We start from the raw sequence: 12,908 nt of genomic DNA on the forward strand, positions 1-12,908 counted from the left end.
CAAGCCAGCTCCCACAAAACATTAAGGATGTGGGTTATTGCGCGGCAGGCAGCAGGAAGCGGGCGATAACCGGTAGATGGTTGGAAATGCGCAATGTGTCCTCCTGCCTCACCTTCGCCTCCACCCGCTTGATGCGCGGGCTGTAGAACAGATAATCCAAGGTGCGATCCGGCCCGTCCAGGCTCGGGTCATTGGGGAAGTGCGTCAGCCATTTTTCTCGATCAATCCCGCTGGACTCGCTGTTACGTGGGATCATCGGGTACTTGTCCCACAGCAGGTGCAACTCGCTGTCCGGCGCATACTGCCCACGCTTAGCCGCGTCCAGGCGCAGGTATTGGCCCAGTGGCAGCAGATTGAAATCCCCGCCGATCAACCAGGGCGTGCCCCGGCCTTCGAACTTGTCCAGCAGCTTGGCCGTGGCTTGCACTTGTTGTTGCGCTGCCGAGCGGCCAGGTGCGCCGCCGTCCAGGCGTGTATTGAGCACCGCCAGTTGGCCGCCATCGCTCAAGGGCAGGTAAGTCAGTAGCAACGCAGGTTTAGGTTGGAACTGCCGGCTGATGAAGTTGGTTTCGGCGGCCGGCAGTTGCAGGCGTTCGGCGTGTTCGATCTGGTAGCGGCTGAGCGTAGCGAGCTTGCGCCCGACGCTGCCGAAGATATGTAGGCTGGGCACAAAATCGGCTTTCCAGTCGAAGGCCTGGGCGCTGCAGGGGTAGAGGTCGACCAGACGCTCCTGTAACAGCGCAAGCTGGTCCTGATAATGGGAAGGCTTGGCGCCTTCGTCGACTTCCTGCAATAGCAGGATGTCGGGTTGTTCGTCGCGAATCACCCGCGCCACTTCGTCGAGGCTGAAGGCCATGTCTTCGACGGTGGGGCGATCGTCCGGGCCGCTACCGTCCGGGGTGTCGTACCAGAACACGTAGTTCTTGCCGGCCAGGTATTGCACATTCCAGGTCATGACCTTGAGCGCCTGCCCCGGCAACAGCGTCGGCGCGCGGGGTGCCACGCAGCTGACGGGCAGGGTCTCTTTGTCGGCAGGGCGCCAGGTCAGGCTGTAGATCAGCGCGGCCAGCAGGCCGGTGATGATCAACAGGCTCAACAGGGTGATGCGCAATAAACGGGTCATCGGCTCGGCTTATATGCGTGTCAGAAGAGCCACGGAGCATATCACCGCACGTCGGCGTCGCCACCGATCAGCATGAATAAACGGAACAGCACCACGCTGGTGAACAGTTGCAGGAAGCTGTGGGCGCTGTCCATCAGCAGCCCCAGCAACGGCGCCGGTTCAGGGTACGCCGCCACGCTGGCGCCCTTGAGCAGCCACAACGGCGTCATCACACACAGCAGGCACACCAGGATGCGCCAGAAATGCCCGCGGGTCAGGCGAAAGCTTTCCTTCATCGCCTCCAGGGCGGGCATGCCGCGCAGCACCAGCAGGTATTCGGCAAACGCCAGCACCACCATCAGCCACAAGCCCGGCAGGAAATACAGCGACAGCCCCAACAGAATCAGCAAGGTGCTCATGGCTGTCAGCAGGGCAAAACGCGGCCACAGGCTCAAGGCCATGGCCCACACGTCCTTGGTGCGCGGCGACTCGCCCCGGGTGCGGGCGTCGAGAAACAGGATCAGGGCGCCGGTGTACAGCGGGTACACCAACAAACCCACGACCACGCTGTAGCCGGGAAACGCATCCGGGCCCAGCGTGTGGTCCAGCACCTGTTGCAGCAAGGCTTCGAGGATCACCAACGGCAGGCACAGCTGGACGATGGCGCCTAGGTTGCGCTGGGTAAAGCGGAAGGAGTCGCGCAAAACGTCTAACGGATTCATCAGGGTCATCACAGGCCTGGAAGCAGAGGGCGACACTTTAACCGATCAGGGTCCAAGGGGCGCAAACGTAAACCTTGAGTAAAGACCATTGAAACAACTCGTAACATCCCCATAACTGGAAAGCCCCCAGCCTGATCACAGGCGGGACCGGAATTTTTTATCGGCAATCTAACGAGGTCGCCATGAACAGCGAAGAGCAAACCCTGATCGATGGACTGTTTTCACGGTTGCAGCAAGCCGAAACGGACTCAGCCCCCCGCGACGCCCAGGCCGAAGCGCGGATCAAGGAGCATATGGCTCGCCAACCCGCCGTCGGCTATTACATGACCCAGTCGATTCTCGTGCAGGAACATGCGCTGCAGAGCCTCGACGCGCAAAACAAGCAACAGGCCCAGCAGATCCAGCAATTCCAGGACGAGCTGCAACGGGCCAAGGCCACGCAACCGGCACCGGCCAGCGGTGGTGGGTTCCTGTCGAGCATCTTTGGCGGCGGCTCCCGTGAGCCACAGCCTGCGCCGAGCAACACAGGTGGCGGCTGGCGTGAACCGGCGCGGCCCGCTTTTGGCCAGCCGGCGCCGCAGCAGAACTACCAGCCGCCGCAAGCACCGGTCGCCGCACCAGCCGGCAGTGGCTTCCTCGGCGGCGCCATGAAGACCGCCGCGGGTGTGGCCGGTGGTGTGTTGCTGGCCGAAGGGATCAGCAGCCTGTTCCATCACAACTCGCAGCCGCAGGTGGTGGAGGAGATCATCGAACAACCGGCACCGGCCAGCGATCAAGGCAACTGGGGCAACGATGACCAACAGTTCGCCGGCAATGACAGCTGGGGCGGCAACAATGCCGACAGCGATTATTCGGACGATTCCTCATCCTTTGGCGACGACGATTCTTTCGTCTGACCCACGCAGACCGGAACGCTGCGGCGCTCCGGTCTGATTTTTTCCCGGAAACACTCCCTTGGCTGGCATACTGGCGCCCTTTCCGGGCGCTGGCGCCTGGCTGTCCATGAGGAAGTGCGGTGAAAAAAATTGCAGTGTTCGCCGATGTGCAAAACCTCTACTACACCGTGCGCCAGGCCTATGGTTGCCACTTCAACTACGCCGCTCTGTGGGCTGACATCAGCGCGCGCGGGCAGATTGTCGAGGCGTACGCCTATGCCATCGACCGCGGCGACAGCAAGCAGCAGCAGTTCCAGCAGATCCTGCGCAACCTGGGCTTTACGGTAAAACTCAAGCCGTACATCCAGCGCAGCGATGGCTCGGCCAAGGGCGACTGGGACGTGGGCATCACCCTGGACATCATGGACGCCGCCGACCATGTCGACGAGGTCGTGCTGGCCTCCGGTGACGGTGATTTCGACATGCTGCTCGAGCGCATTATCCACAAGCATGGCGTGCGGGCCGTGGCCTACGGCGTGCCGGGGCTGACGGCCAACTCATTGATACGCGCCGCCAGCCACTACGTGCCGATCGAAGGCGCGTTGTTGCTCAAATAGATCGTTGAACGGAGTAGGAACAGGTTTGGAACGCATAGCGGTCATCGACTTTGAAACCACCGGCATCACCCCCAGCAGCCACTGCCGGGCCACGGAGATTGGCGTGGTCATCCTTAAGCGCGGGCAAATCGTGGACCGCTACCAGAGCCTGATGAATGCTGGCGTGCGCATACCGGCGTTTATCGAACAGCTCACCGGCATCAGCAACGCCATGCTGCGCAGCGCGCCACCGGCTGAACGGGTGATGAACGAAGTCAATGAGTTCGTCGGCACCACGCCCTTGATGGCGCACAACGCCGCGTTCGACCAGAAGTTCTGGGACTTTGAGCTTGGCCTGATCCGCCGCACCCGCCTGCAAAAATTTGCCTGCTCCCTGCTCCTGGCTCGCCGCCTGATGCCGGCGGCGCCCAACCACAAGCTCGGCACCCTCAACACCTACGCCAAACTGCCCCACACCGGCCAGGCTCACCGGGCGCTGGCGGATGCGGAAATGGCCGCCAACCTCACCGCGCACCTGGCCCGGGAACTGCGCCAGACTCATGGTTTGCGCGAGCTGTCCCATGACCTGTTGTGCACGTTGCAGAAAGTGCCTGCCGCAAAGATCAATGAACACCTGAAGAAACATCGCGGGTTCTAAGGCCTGGCGCTGATCGTCCCCACGCTCCGCGTGCGCATGCATCTGGTGACGCTCCGCGTCACGACTTTAAGTGCGGACGCAGCGCGTCCAGGGCGGCATTCCCACGCAGAGCGTGGGAACGATCAGCAAGTCGCTAAATAAGTTGACTGACACACCGCCTTCGCGAGCAAAACATCGCGGGTTCTGATCCAGCCACCCCTCTCAAGAACACTGAAGTTCCAATGTGGGAGCTGGCTTGCCTGCGATAGCGGTGTATCAGCCAGCCATTTATTGCCTGACCCTCCGCTATCGCGGGCAAGCCCGCTCCCACAGGGGGTTATGCGTCGACTATCGAGGCTGTGCGCACTCCAGCGCCTGGTCCACCACCCCCTTCGCCATCTCCACCAAATGCATCACCGCCCGCTGCGGCGCCTTCATCACCTCACCCGACGCATTCGCTGTCTCCACCGCGCAGTGCAACAACTCCGCCGCATGGGCCAGGGCGTCTTCGAAGCTCAGGTTGTCATTCAGGATAAAGATCGGCGCATCCGGGGCGGATGCCTTGAGGTAGTAGTCGATGGCACGACGGTGGAGCAGGGCGTCTTCGCTGAGGAAGTCGGTTTTGGGCTGGGGTGGATCGGGGGTGACTTTTTTGACCATGGTGAAACTCCTTGCTGGAAGAAGTCGACACCGTTCGCTTGCACGCGAATTAGGGTGGCAACTGTGCGTAGGTGTGCAAGACCGGGGCAAGGATCCAAACCCAGCAGGCCCGAAGGCCTCCCACGCACAGCCGCCATAACAGGCATATTGGCTGTAGGTTTATTTATGATCTTGCTTGCCATCGGACTTGCACGTCCGGTCACCGAACATTCGATGACAGAGCGAGACTAGCTACCGAATCCGACGGAAACAAGGCCGTGGGATTCTCTCGGAAACGTCCCGCAAATGAAAGGGATCGGTCTTGCTGGCCACTGAAACACGGAGGTTTTGAGGTCTCTTTCACCTGAGCGCTGAATGGTCGGTAGGCCAAATCCGGCTATGACCTAGGACCTTTCTGGTTTTCCTCTTTACTCCTCTATCGCGTCTTACTGCGACCTACCATCCCGTCTGTCACTCATGCACAGGGATTACAGTCATGCAGGAAAGCGATCTTCATACAGCGATTATGCGAAGCAAGTTGGAACTTGAATCAAATGGCATTGATCTGGGCTCCAGTTCAAGCATGGCGTTTCATGTGGGCAACACGATGACAAGCTGCCCGGCAGTCACTGATCGTTCCCACGCTCTGCGTGGGAATGCTGCCCTGGACGCTCTGCGTCCGCCCTTAAAGTCGTGACGCAAAGCGTCACGGGATGCATTCCCACGCGGAGCGTGGGAACGATCGCTCAGCCAGCATTTTTGCCATTGGCTTCCAATTGCCCCAACGGCACCCGCCGCTCTATGGCGCTGGACAAAATAATCGAGGTCTTGCTGAAGCCGAACTTCGCTACCCGATTAATCAGGTTTTCCAGCTCGGGCATCGAGCCCACCGCCGCTTGCATGATCACGCACGGGTCGCCGGTGACCCGGTGGCATTCGGTCAGTTCGGGTATTTCCGCCAGGGCGTCGTAAACCTTTTGGCTGCCATGGTTGGTCAGTCGCAGTTCAATCACGCATTGAATCGGCAAACCCACTTTGGATAAATCCACCTTGGCCTGGTACCCGGTGATCACGCCGCTGGCCTCAAGCTTAGCCACGCGTTCGGCCACGGCGGGGGCGGAGAGGTTCACGGTGCGCGCCAGTTGCGCGTAGGAAGCACGGCCATCTTCAAGCAGGGCGCTGAGGAGCATGCGGTCGTATTTGTCCATGATAAGGCTCCGGTTGCGCATGGCTTTCGAAAGCACGGTTTATAGCCTTGATAACCATGGTTTGAGAAGTGTATTGGCGTTTTAAACAGGTTTTGTAACTTAAGTTTATCCACCTTCGTTTCTAGAATAAGTCTCCCATTTCCTGCCATAGAGCCGCCCAATGCCTGGCCCACGTCGCTTTCCCTTACCGTTGATCGCCGCCTTTTTTGCGTTGTATGTGATCTGGGGTTCCACCTATCTGGTGATCCGCATTGGCGTGGAGTACTGGCCGCCGCTGTTGCTGGCGGGGATTCGGTTTTGCACGGCGGGTGCGTTGATGTACGGCTTTCTCAGGTGGCGCGGGGTGCCAGCGCCGACCTGGCCGCAGTGGAAGGCGGCCGGGATGATCGGCATTTTGCTGCTCACCGTGGGCAATGGTGGCGTGAGTGTGGCCGAACATATGGGCGTGTCGTCCGGCGTGGCCGCGCTGGCGGTGGCGACGGTGCCGCTGTTTACCTTGCTGTGTGGGTTTTTCTGGGGCGCACGTAATACACGGTTGGAATGGGCCGGGGTGCTGCTGGGGATTATCGGCATTGCCATGCTCAACATGGGCAGTACCTTGCAGTCGAGCCCACTGGGCGCGGTGTTGCTGTTGATGGCGGCGGCGTCCTGGGCCTTCGGCTCGGTGTGGAGCCGGCATTTGCCGCTGCCCCAAGGCGCCATGGCCAGTGCCGCAGAAATGCTCGTGGCCGGCGTGGCGCTGCTGCTGGTCAGCGCGTTGTCTGGCGAGCACCTGCAGGCCATGCCGCCGCTGGAGGGCTGGCTGGCCCTGGCGTACCTCACGGTGTTCGGCTCGATCATCGCCTTCAACGCTTATATGTACCTGCTCAAGCACGTACGCCCGGCGGCGGCGACCAGCTACGCCTATGTGAACCCGGCCGTGGCCGTGTTACTGGGGATTGTGTTCGTCGGTGAGAGCATCGGCCTGGAAGAAGCCTTGGCAATGCTGGTGATCATCAGCGCGGTGTTGCTGATCAGCCTGCCCCAATGGCGCAAGCCCAAACCGGAAATAAGGTAAACTGCCGCGCATTACGCCCTTGCGCTGAATTTTTCCTACGGTAACTACATGACTTTCGCCACCCTTGGCCTGATCGAACCCTTGCTGCGCGCCCTTGAGACGCTTGGCTACCAGACCCCGACGCCGGTGCAGGCCCAAGCCATTCCGGCCGTGCTGGCCGGTCGCGACCTGATGGCCGCAGCCCAGACCGGCACCGGCAAGACCGCAGGTTTCGCCTTGCCGCTGCTGCAACTGCTGACCCTGGAAGGGCCGAAAGTCGCCGCCAACTCGGCGCGTGCGCTGATCCTGTGCCCCACTCGCGAGCTGGCTGAGCAGGTTCACGCCAGCGTTGCCGAGTACGCCCAGCACCTGCCGCTGACCACTTACGCGGTGTACGGCGGCGTGAGTATCAACCCGCAGATGATGAAGCTGCGCAAGGGTGTGGATATTTTGGTCGCCACCCCTGGCCGCCTGATCGACCTGTTCCGCCAGAACGCGCTGAAGCTCAACCAGCTGCAAACCCTGGTGCTGGATGAAGCCGACCGTATGCTCGACCTGGGCTTCTCCGAAGAGCTTGCCAACATTTATCGCATGCTGCCGAAAAAGCGCCAGACCCTGCTGTTCTCCGCGACCTTCTCCGATGACATCCGCCTGCTCGCCGGGCAAATGCTCAACGACCCGCTGAGCATCGAAGTCAGCCCACGCAACGTTGCCGCCAACACCGTCAAGCAGTGGGTGGTGCCGGTGGACAAGAAGCGCAAGCCGGAGCTGTTTGTGCACCTGATGCGCAAAGGCCGTTGGAAGCAAGTGCTGGTGTTCGCCAAGACCCGCAACGGCGTAGACGCCCTGGTGGACAAGTTGCAGGGCCTGGGCATCAACGCCGACGGCATCCATGGCGACAAACCCCAAGCCACCCGCCAACGCGCACTGGACCGCTTCAAGGCCAGCGAAGTGCAAATCCTGGTGGCCACCGATGTGGCGGCCCGCGGCCTGGATATCGAAGACCTGCCGCTGGTGGTCAACTTCGACCTGCCCATCGTGGCCGAAGACTACATCCACCGTATCGGCCGTACCGGGCGTGCGGGCAACACCGGTGAGGCGATTTCCCTGGTGTGTGCCGACGAGGTGAACATGCTCTCGGCGATCGAGATGCTGACCCGTCAGACCCTCACCCGCAAGATGGAACCGGATTTCGAGCCGGAGCACCGCGTGCCGGACACCGATGCCAGCGGGCAGGTGGTCAAGAAACCGAAAAAGCCGAAGAAGCCTAAAGCGTCCGGCGGTGGCGGCAAGCGCAACCTGGGCAAGTGGGTGGACAGTGGGGAAGTGGCGCCGGCCGAGCCTTCGATCAAGCCGGTGCGCAAGGTGCCGGTGTTTAACACTGGGCCGCGTAAGAAGAAGTGATTGATCGTTCCCACGCTCCGCGTGGGAACGCATCCTGTGACGCTCTGCGTCACGAACCTAAAGCGGGACGCAGAGCGTCCCTGGCGGCATCCCCACGCAGAGCGTGGGAACGATCAGCGTTGGAGCCACTCCAACATCCCCAGCCCAGCCGTCCGGCCACTGGCAAAACAGCCGGTCAGCAAATACCCACCGGTCGGCGCCTCCCAATCCAGCATTTCCCCCGCACAAAACACGCCAGGCAATGGCTTGAGCATCAACCGCTCATCCAGCGCTTCAAACGGCACACCACCGGCCGTGCTGATCGCCTCATCCATCGGCCGCGTCCTCACCAGCGTCAGCGGCAGCGCCTTGATATCCACCGCCAATTGCGCCGGATCGGTGAAGTGTTCAGCGGGCGTCAGCTCGCGCAACAACGCCGCTTTCACGCCATCCAATCCCAACTGACTGTGCAAGTGCTTGCTCATCGACCGCGAGCCACGGGGCTTGGCCAATGCGGCCTGCACCTTGTCCAGCGGCTTGCTGGGCAGCAAATCGATATGCACCGTGGCCGCACCGTCGCGGTTGATCGCTTCGCGAATCGGCGCCGACAAGGCGTAAATCAAACTGCCTTCAATGCCGGTGGCAGTGATCACGCATTCGCCCAACCGAGGCTTGTCATCCCCCAGGCCAATGGCGACGTTTTTCAACGGTGCGCCCGCGAATTTGCTGACCATCAACGCGCTCCATGCCGACACTTCAAACCCGCAGTTGCTCGGTTGCAGTCGCACATAGGGCAGGCCTTTGCCTTCAAACAGGTTGAGCCATGCACCGTCGGAGCCCAATCGCGACCAGCTGCCGCCGCCCAGGGCCAGCAGCACAGCGTCGCTGTGGACAACTTTTTCGCCGTCCGGGCTGTGGATAAGTAAATCGCCCTCAGCATTCCAACCCGTCCACCGATGCCGGGTGTGGATAACCACACCTTGCTCCCGCAGACGCTTGAGCCAGGCGCGCAGCAGTGGCGCGGCTTTCATATCGGTAGGAAATACGCGGCCGGAGGTGCCGACAAAGGTCTGGATACCCAGGCCATGGATCCATTCGCACAACGCCTCGGCGCCAAAGCTGCGCAGCAGCGGCGCCATGTGCGGCGCGCGTTCAGCGTAGCGCGACAGGAACGCCGGGTACGCCTCGGAGTGGGTGATGTTCATGCCGCCCACGCCGGCCAGCAGGAACTTGCGCCCCACTGAAGGCATGCCGTCGTACAGATCCACGCGCACGCCCGCCTGGCTCAAGACTTCGGCGGCCATCAGCCCGGCGGGGCCGCCGCCGATAATGGAGACGTGGTGGGCAGAAGTCTGAGGCATGGGCAGGGCTACGGTGATGTAAATAGGCCGAGCATTCTACCCGACCATGACGCCGCTGCCTGATCAAAAAACGTACACTTTCCTACAGGCCATGCGGTCAAACGCTTGTAGCCGCTTACGCTCAAGTTATCCACAGGCCGTTCCACAGGCATTGTGGGTAACGCTCACACTTCAATGACAGCCTGATGACGTCCACACCCGCTGCGCGCTGTGGTGCAGGATGCCGTGGCGGCGGGCGAGGGCGGGGCGGTCCTTGCTGTAACCGCCGCCGATCACGCCCATCACCGGTATGTCGCGGCCCAGGCAGTGGCGCATCACGCTTTCATCACGGGCGGCGACGCCTGCATCTGTCAGCTTGAGGTAACCAAGGGCGTCGTCCTTGTGCACATCCACGCCGGCGTCGTACAGCACCAGATCCGGCTGGTAGAGCGGCAGCAGGTAGTTGAGCGCGTCATCCACCACCTTGAGGTAGTCGGCATCGCCCATGCCCATGGGCAGCGGGATGTCCCAGTCGCTCTGGGCCTTGCGTGCCGGGAAGTTCTTTTCGCAGTGCAGCGACACGGTGATGGCGTCCGGCGTGTCGTGCAGGATGCGTGCGGTGCCGTCACCCTGGTGTACGTCGCAATCGAAGATCAGCACGCGATTGACCCGGCCGTTGGCCAACAGGTAATGGCTGATCACCGCCAGGTCATTAAAAATGCAGAAACCCGCCGGATAATCGTAATGGGCATGGTGGGTGCCACCGGCCAAATGGCAGGCCAGGCCATGTTCGAGGGCTTGTTCGGCGGCCAGGATCGAGCCGCCCACCGCGCGCACCGTGCGCCGGGCCAGGGCTTCGCTCCACGGCAGGCCGAGGCGGCGTTGGTCTTCGCGGGACAGTTCGCCGCTCATGTAGCGTTCGATATACCCCGGTTCATGGGCCAGGGCCAAAATGTCTGCCGGGCACAGCGGCGGGCGCAGCAATTGGCTGTCTTCGGTCAGGCCGCTGTCCACCAAGTGGTCACGCAACAGGCGAAACTTGTCCATTGGGAACCGGTGGTCCGCCGGGAACTCAGGGCTGTAGTCTTCGTGGTAGATCAATGGCAAGGGCATGGGATTTTCTGACGGGAACCTGCGACGAATCTTAACAGCGCTGTACACTCACGCACATGGCAAGGCAGGGGGGACCCATGGAGCCGATACTGGAATTGGAAAGTGCACGCTTGGTGCTGCGCCAATGGCGCGACAGCGACCTGCCGGACTTTGCGCGCATGTGCGCCGACCCGCAGGTGATGCGCTACTTTCCGGCTCAATTGAGCCACTTGGAAAGCGCCGCGCTTATCGGCCGGATTCGCGGGCATTTTGCTGAATATGGCTTTGGTTTTTGGGCCTTGCAGCGCAAGGACACGGGCGAATTTATCGGCCTGACCGGGCTTGCGAATGTCAGCTTTGAAGCCGGCTTTACCCCAGCGGTGGAAATCGGCTGGCGCCTGGCCCGCGAACATTGGGGCCTGGGTTATGCCAGTGAGGCCGCCTGGACAGCGTTGCGCTGTGGTTTTGACCGCTTGCAACTGGACGAAATCCTGGCCTTCACCACCGAGAGCAACCTGCCCTCACAAAAAGTCATGCAGGCCATCGGTATGCATTACGATCCGCAGGCAGATTTTGAACACCCGAAAGTCGCAGCCGGTGACCCGCTGCGACCGCATGTTTTGTACCGCATCACCCGCGCCCAATGGTTGGACACGCTGCACGGATAAGCAGCCCGGAATGCCCTATTGATTGTAGGAGTTGCTCTATGAGCCAAGTATTGGAAGATCTGGTGGACTTGCTGACCCTGGAGCCGATCGAGGAGAACCTCTTTCGCGGCCGCAGCCAGGACCTGGGCTTTCGCCAGCTGTTCGGCGGCCAAGTGCTCGGCCAGTCGCTGTCGGCGGCCAGCCAGACCGTAGAAGAAGCGCGGCATGTACATTCCCTGCACGGTTATTTCCTGCGCCCTGGCGATGCCGCGTTGCCGGTGGTGTATTCGGTGGACCGCGTGCGCGATGGTGGCAGTTTCAGCACGCGTCGTGTCACCGCGATTCAAAAGGGCAATCCGATCTTCACCTGCACGACCTCGTTCCAGTACGACGAACAAGGCTTCCAGCACCAGACCACCATGCCGGTGGTAGTGGGCCCGGAAAACCTGCCGTCGGAACTGGAGCTGACCCAGCAACGTGCGCACCTGATCCCCGAGCACATGCGCGACAAGCTGCTGTGCCCCAAGCCCATCGAAGTGCGCCCGGTCACCGAAAAAGACCCGTTCAACCCGCAGCCGTCCGACCCGGTCAAGTACGTGTGGTTTCGTGCCGACGGTGCCTTGGCGGACACACCGGCGTTGCATAAATACCTGTTGGCCTATGCCTCGGACTTTGGCCTGCTGACCACCTCGCTGCTGCCCCATGGCAAGACCGTGTGGCAGAAAGACATGCAGGTCGCCAGCCTCGATCACGCGCTGTGGTTCCACGCCGACCTGCGAGCCGATGACTGGTTGTTGTACGCCATGGACAGCCCGTGGGCTGGCAACTCCAGGGGGTTCTCCCGGGGCAGCGTGTACAACCGCGCCGGGCAACTGGTGGCGTCGGTGACCCAGGAAGGTTTGATCCGCCATCGCAAGGATTGGGCATGAGCCTCGGCGACGTTAGGCACTGGGTGTTCGACATGGACGGCACCCTCACGGTGGCCGTGCATGATTTTGCCGCTATCCGCGTGGCGCTGGACATTCCACCTGAAGACGACATCCTCACGCACCTGGCGGCCTTGCCTGCGCCGGTTGCAGCCGCCAAGCACGCCTGGTTGCTGGAGCACGAGCGCGAGCTGGCCCTGGGTTCGGTGGCGGCGCAGGGCGCGGTGGAGCTGGTACAGGAATTGGCCGGGCGCGGTTACCGCCTGGGGATCCTGACCCGCAATGCGCGGGAGCTGGCCCATATCACCCTGGAGGCGATAGGCCTGGCGGACTGCTTTGCGATTGAGGATGTGCTGGGGCGCGATGATGCGCCGCACAAGCCGGATCCCGGTGGGTTGCTGAAACTGGCGGCGGCTTGGGACGTAGCACCCCGCGACATGGTGATGGTCGGGGATTACCGCTTTGACCTGGATTGTGGTCGGGCAGCGGGCACCAAGACGGTGTTGGTGAACTTGCCGGAGAACCCTTGGCCGGAATTGGCGGATTGGCATGCCGAGGATTGTGCGGCGCTGCGCCGAATGATCTAAGCCGGGCGACAGAGAGCAAATGTGGGAGCTGGCTTGCCTGCGATAGCGGTGGGTCAGCTGACACTTTATCAACTGACAGTCCGTCATCGCAGGCAAGCCAGCTCCCACATTTTGATGG

General features: G+C 61.6%; 14 protein-coding genes. 8 read left to right on the top strand and 6 right to left on the bottom strand.

Going from position 1 to position 12,908, the window contains the following annotated elements; translation table 11 throughout:
- Window positions 1-34 precede the first annotated feature (34 nt).
- The gene (locus JMV15_RS16865; RefSeq protein WP_019818052.1) at window positions 35-1,123 is read right to left on the bottom strand and encodes an endonuclease/exonuclease/phosphatase family protein; all 1,089 of its coding nucleotides are present in this window, start codon (window positions 1,121-1,123) and stop codon (window positions 35-37) included.
- A gap of 41 nt (window positions 1,124-1,164) precedes the next feature.
- Window positions 1,165-1,824 carry a YciC family protein gene (locus JMV15_RS16870; RefSeq protein ID WP_032873246.1) on the bottom strand — a complete coding sequence of 220 codons (660 nt, stop codon included), beginning with the start codon at window positions 1,822-1,824 and terminating at the stop codon, window positions 1,165-1,167.
- A 182-nt stretch (window positions 1,825-2,006) separates the two neighbouring features.
- Between JMV15_RS16870 and JMV15_RS16875 the strand changes: the two genes are divergently transcribed.
- The 3 genes from JMV15_RS16875 to JMV15_RS16885 all read left to right on the top strand — a co-directional run bounded on the left by JMV15_RS16875 (window position 2,007) and on the right by JMV15_RS16885 (window position 3,953).
- Window positions 2,007-2,720, top strand: a complete 714-nt coding sequence (locus tag JMV15_RS16875; protein WP_038451609.1) for a DUF2076 domain-containing protein — start codon at window positions 2,007-2,009, stop codon at window positions 2,718-2,720.
- Between the two features lie 119 nt (window positions 2,721-2,839).
- Entirely contained in the window at window positions 2,840-3,316 is a 477-nt protein-coding gene (locus tag JMV15_RS16880) for a LabA-like NYN domain-containing protein (RefSeq protein WP_003194396.1), read from the top strand.
- A gap of 25 nt (window positions 3,317-3,341) precedes the next feature.
- Window positions 3,342-3,953 carry a 3'-5' exonuclease gene (locus JMV15_RS16885; RefSeq protein WP_038451606.1) on the top strand — a complete coding sequence of 204 codons (612 nt, stop codon included), beginning with the start codon at window positions 3,342-3,344 and terminating at the stop codon, window positions 3,951-3,953.
- Window positions 3,954-4,280: 327 nt separating this feature from the next.
- Here the strand turns inward: JMV15_RS16885 and JMV15_RS16890 are convergent, their stop codons facing one another.
- Window positions 4,281-4,592: a DUF6124 family protein gene (locus JMV15_RS16890; protein WP_014720050.1), complete on the bottom strand. Its 312-nt coding sequence runs from the start codon at window positions 4,590-4,592 to the stop codon at window positions 4,281-4,283.
- Between the two features lie 725 nt (window positions 4,593-5,317).
- The gene (locus JMV15_RS16895; protein WP_014720049.1) at window positions 5,318-5,779 is read right to left on the bottom strand and encodes an Lrp/AsnC family transcriptional regulator; all 462 of its coding nucleotides are present in this window, start codon (window positions 5,777-5,779) and stop codon (window positions 5,318-5,320) included.
- Window positions 5,780-5,939: 160 nt separating this feature from the next.
- Here JMV15_RS16895 and yedA point away from each other — a divergent pair, with 160 nt between their 5' ends.
- Together yedA and JMV15_RS16905 are read left to right on the top strand one after the other, a co-directional pair.
- Window positions 5,940-6,836: a drug/metabolite exporter YedA gene (gene yedA / locus JMV15_RS16900; protein WP_014720048.1), complete on the top strand. Its 897-nt coding sequence runs from the start codon at window positions 5,940-5,942 to the stop codon at window positions 6,834-6,836.
- A 48-nt stretch (window positions 6,837-6,884) separates the two neighbouring features.
- The gene (locus JMV15_RS16905; protein ID WP_014720047.1) at window positions 6,885-8,219 is read left to right on the top strand and encodes a DEAD/DEAH box helicase; all 1,335 of its coding nucleotides are present in this window, start codon (window positions 6,885-6,887) and stop codon (window positions 8,217-8,219) included.
- A 113-nt stretch (window positions 8,220-8,332) separates the two neighbouring features.
- Here the strand turns inward: JMV15_RS16905 and JMV15_RS16910 are convergent, their stop codons facing one another.
- Window positions 8,333-9,559: a TIGR03862 family flavoprotein gene (locus JMV15_RS16910; protein ID WP_038451603.1), complete on the bottom strand. Its 1,227-nt coding sequence runs from the start codon at window positions 9,557-9,559 to the stop codon at window positions 8,333-8,335.
- Between the two features lie 171 nt (window positions 9,560-9,730).
- Complete coding sequence (locus JMV15_RS16915; protein ID WP_032904157.1) at window positions 9,731-10,651, bottom strand: histone deacetylase family protein; 921 nt, start codon at window positions 10,649-10,651, stop codon at window positions 9,731-9,733.
- Window positions 10,652-10,728: 77 nt separating this feature from the next.
- On the opposite strand from JMV15_RS16915, the gene JMV15_RS16920 reads away from it, so the two are divergent.
- The 3 genes from JMV15_RS16920 to JMV15_RS16930 are packed head-to-tail and all read left to right on the top strand — an operon-like array spanning window position 10,729 to window position 12,790.
- Window positions 10,729-11,298 carry a GNAT family N-acetyltransferase gene (locus JMV15_RS16920; RefSeq protein ID WP_014720044.1) on the top strand — a complete coding sequence of 190 codons (570 nt, stop codon included), beginning with the start codon at window positions 10,729-10,731 and terminating at the stop codon, window positions 11,296-11,298.
- Between the two features lie 38 nt (window positions 11,299-11,336).
- The gene (gene tesB, locus JMV15_RS16925) at window positions 11,337-12,206 is read left to right on the top strand and encodes an acyl-CoA thioesterase II (RefSeq protein ID WP_038451600.1); all 870 of its coding nucleotides are present in this window, start codon (window positions 11,337-11,339) and stop codon (window positions 12,204-12,206) included.
- The gene (locus JMV15_RS16930; protein ID WP_014720042.1) at window positions 12,203-12,790 is read left to right on the top strand and encodes an HAD family hydrolase; all 588 of its coding nucleotides are present in this window, start codon (window positions 12,203-12,205) and stop codon (window positions 12,788-12,790) included. The genes tesB and JMV15_RS16930 overlap by 4 nt, the downstream gene beginning before the upstream one ends.
- The last annotated feature ends 118 nt before the right edge of the window (window positions 12,791-12,908 follow it).

It is taken from the genome of Pseudomonas paracarnis, from assembly GCF_904063055.1.
Lineage (GTDB): Bacteria > Pseudomonadota > Gammaproteobacteria > Pseudomonadales > Pseudomonadaceae > Aquipseudomonas > Aquipseudomonas paracarnis.

Bases quoted from the DNA above. Each gene is read 5' to 3' on its own strand.
- JMV15_RS16865 (WP_019818052.1), bottom strand. From the start codon at position 1,123: ATGACCCGTTTATTGCGCATCACCCTGTTGAGCCTGTTGATCATCACC.
- JMV15_RS16870 (WP_032873246.1), bottom strand. From the start codon at position 1,824: ATGAATCCGTTAGACGTTTTGCGCGACTCCTTCCGCTTTACCCAGCGC.
- JMV15_RS16875 (WP_038451609.1), top strand. From the start codon at position 2,007: ATGAACAGCGAAGAGCAAACCCTGATCGATGGACTGTTTTCACGGTTG.
- JMV15_RS16890 (WP_014720050.1), bottom strand. From the start codon at position 4,592: ATGGTCAAAAAAGTCACCCCCGATCCACCCCAGCCCAAAACCGACTTC.
- JMV15_RS16895 (WP_014720049.1), bottom strand. From the start codon at position 5,779: ATGGACAAATACGACCGCATGCTCCTCAGCGCCCTGCTTGAAGATGGC.
- yedA (WP_014720048.1), top strand. From the start codon at position 5,940: ATGCCTGGCCCACGTCGCTTTCCCTTACCGTTGATCGCCGCCTTTTTT.
- JMV15_RS16905 (WP_014720047.1), top strand. From the start codon at position 6,885: ATGACTTTCGCCACCCTTGGCCTGATCGAACCCTTGCTGCGCGCCCTT.
- JMV15_RS16910 (WP_038451603.1), bottom strand. From the start codon at position 9,559: ATGCCTCAGACTTCTGCCCACCACGTCTCCATTATCGGCGGCGGCCCC.
- JMV15_RS16915 (WP_032904157.1), bottom strand. From the start codon at position 10,651: ATGCCCTTGCCATTGATCTACCACGAAGACTACAGCCCTGAGTTCCCG.
- JMV15_RS16920 (WP_014720044.1), top strand. From the start codon at position 10,729: ATGGAGCCGATACTGGAATTGGAAAGTGCACGCTTGGTGCTGCGCCAA.
- tesB (WP_038451600.1), top strand. From the start codon at position 11,337: ATGAGCCAAGTATTGGAAGATCTGGTGGACTTGCTGACCCTGGAGCCG.
- JMV15_RS16930 (WP_014720042.1), top strand. From the start codon at position 12,203: ATGAGCCTCGGCGACGTTAGGCACTGGGTGTTCGACATGGACGGCACC.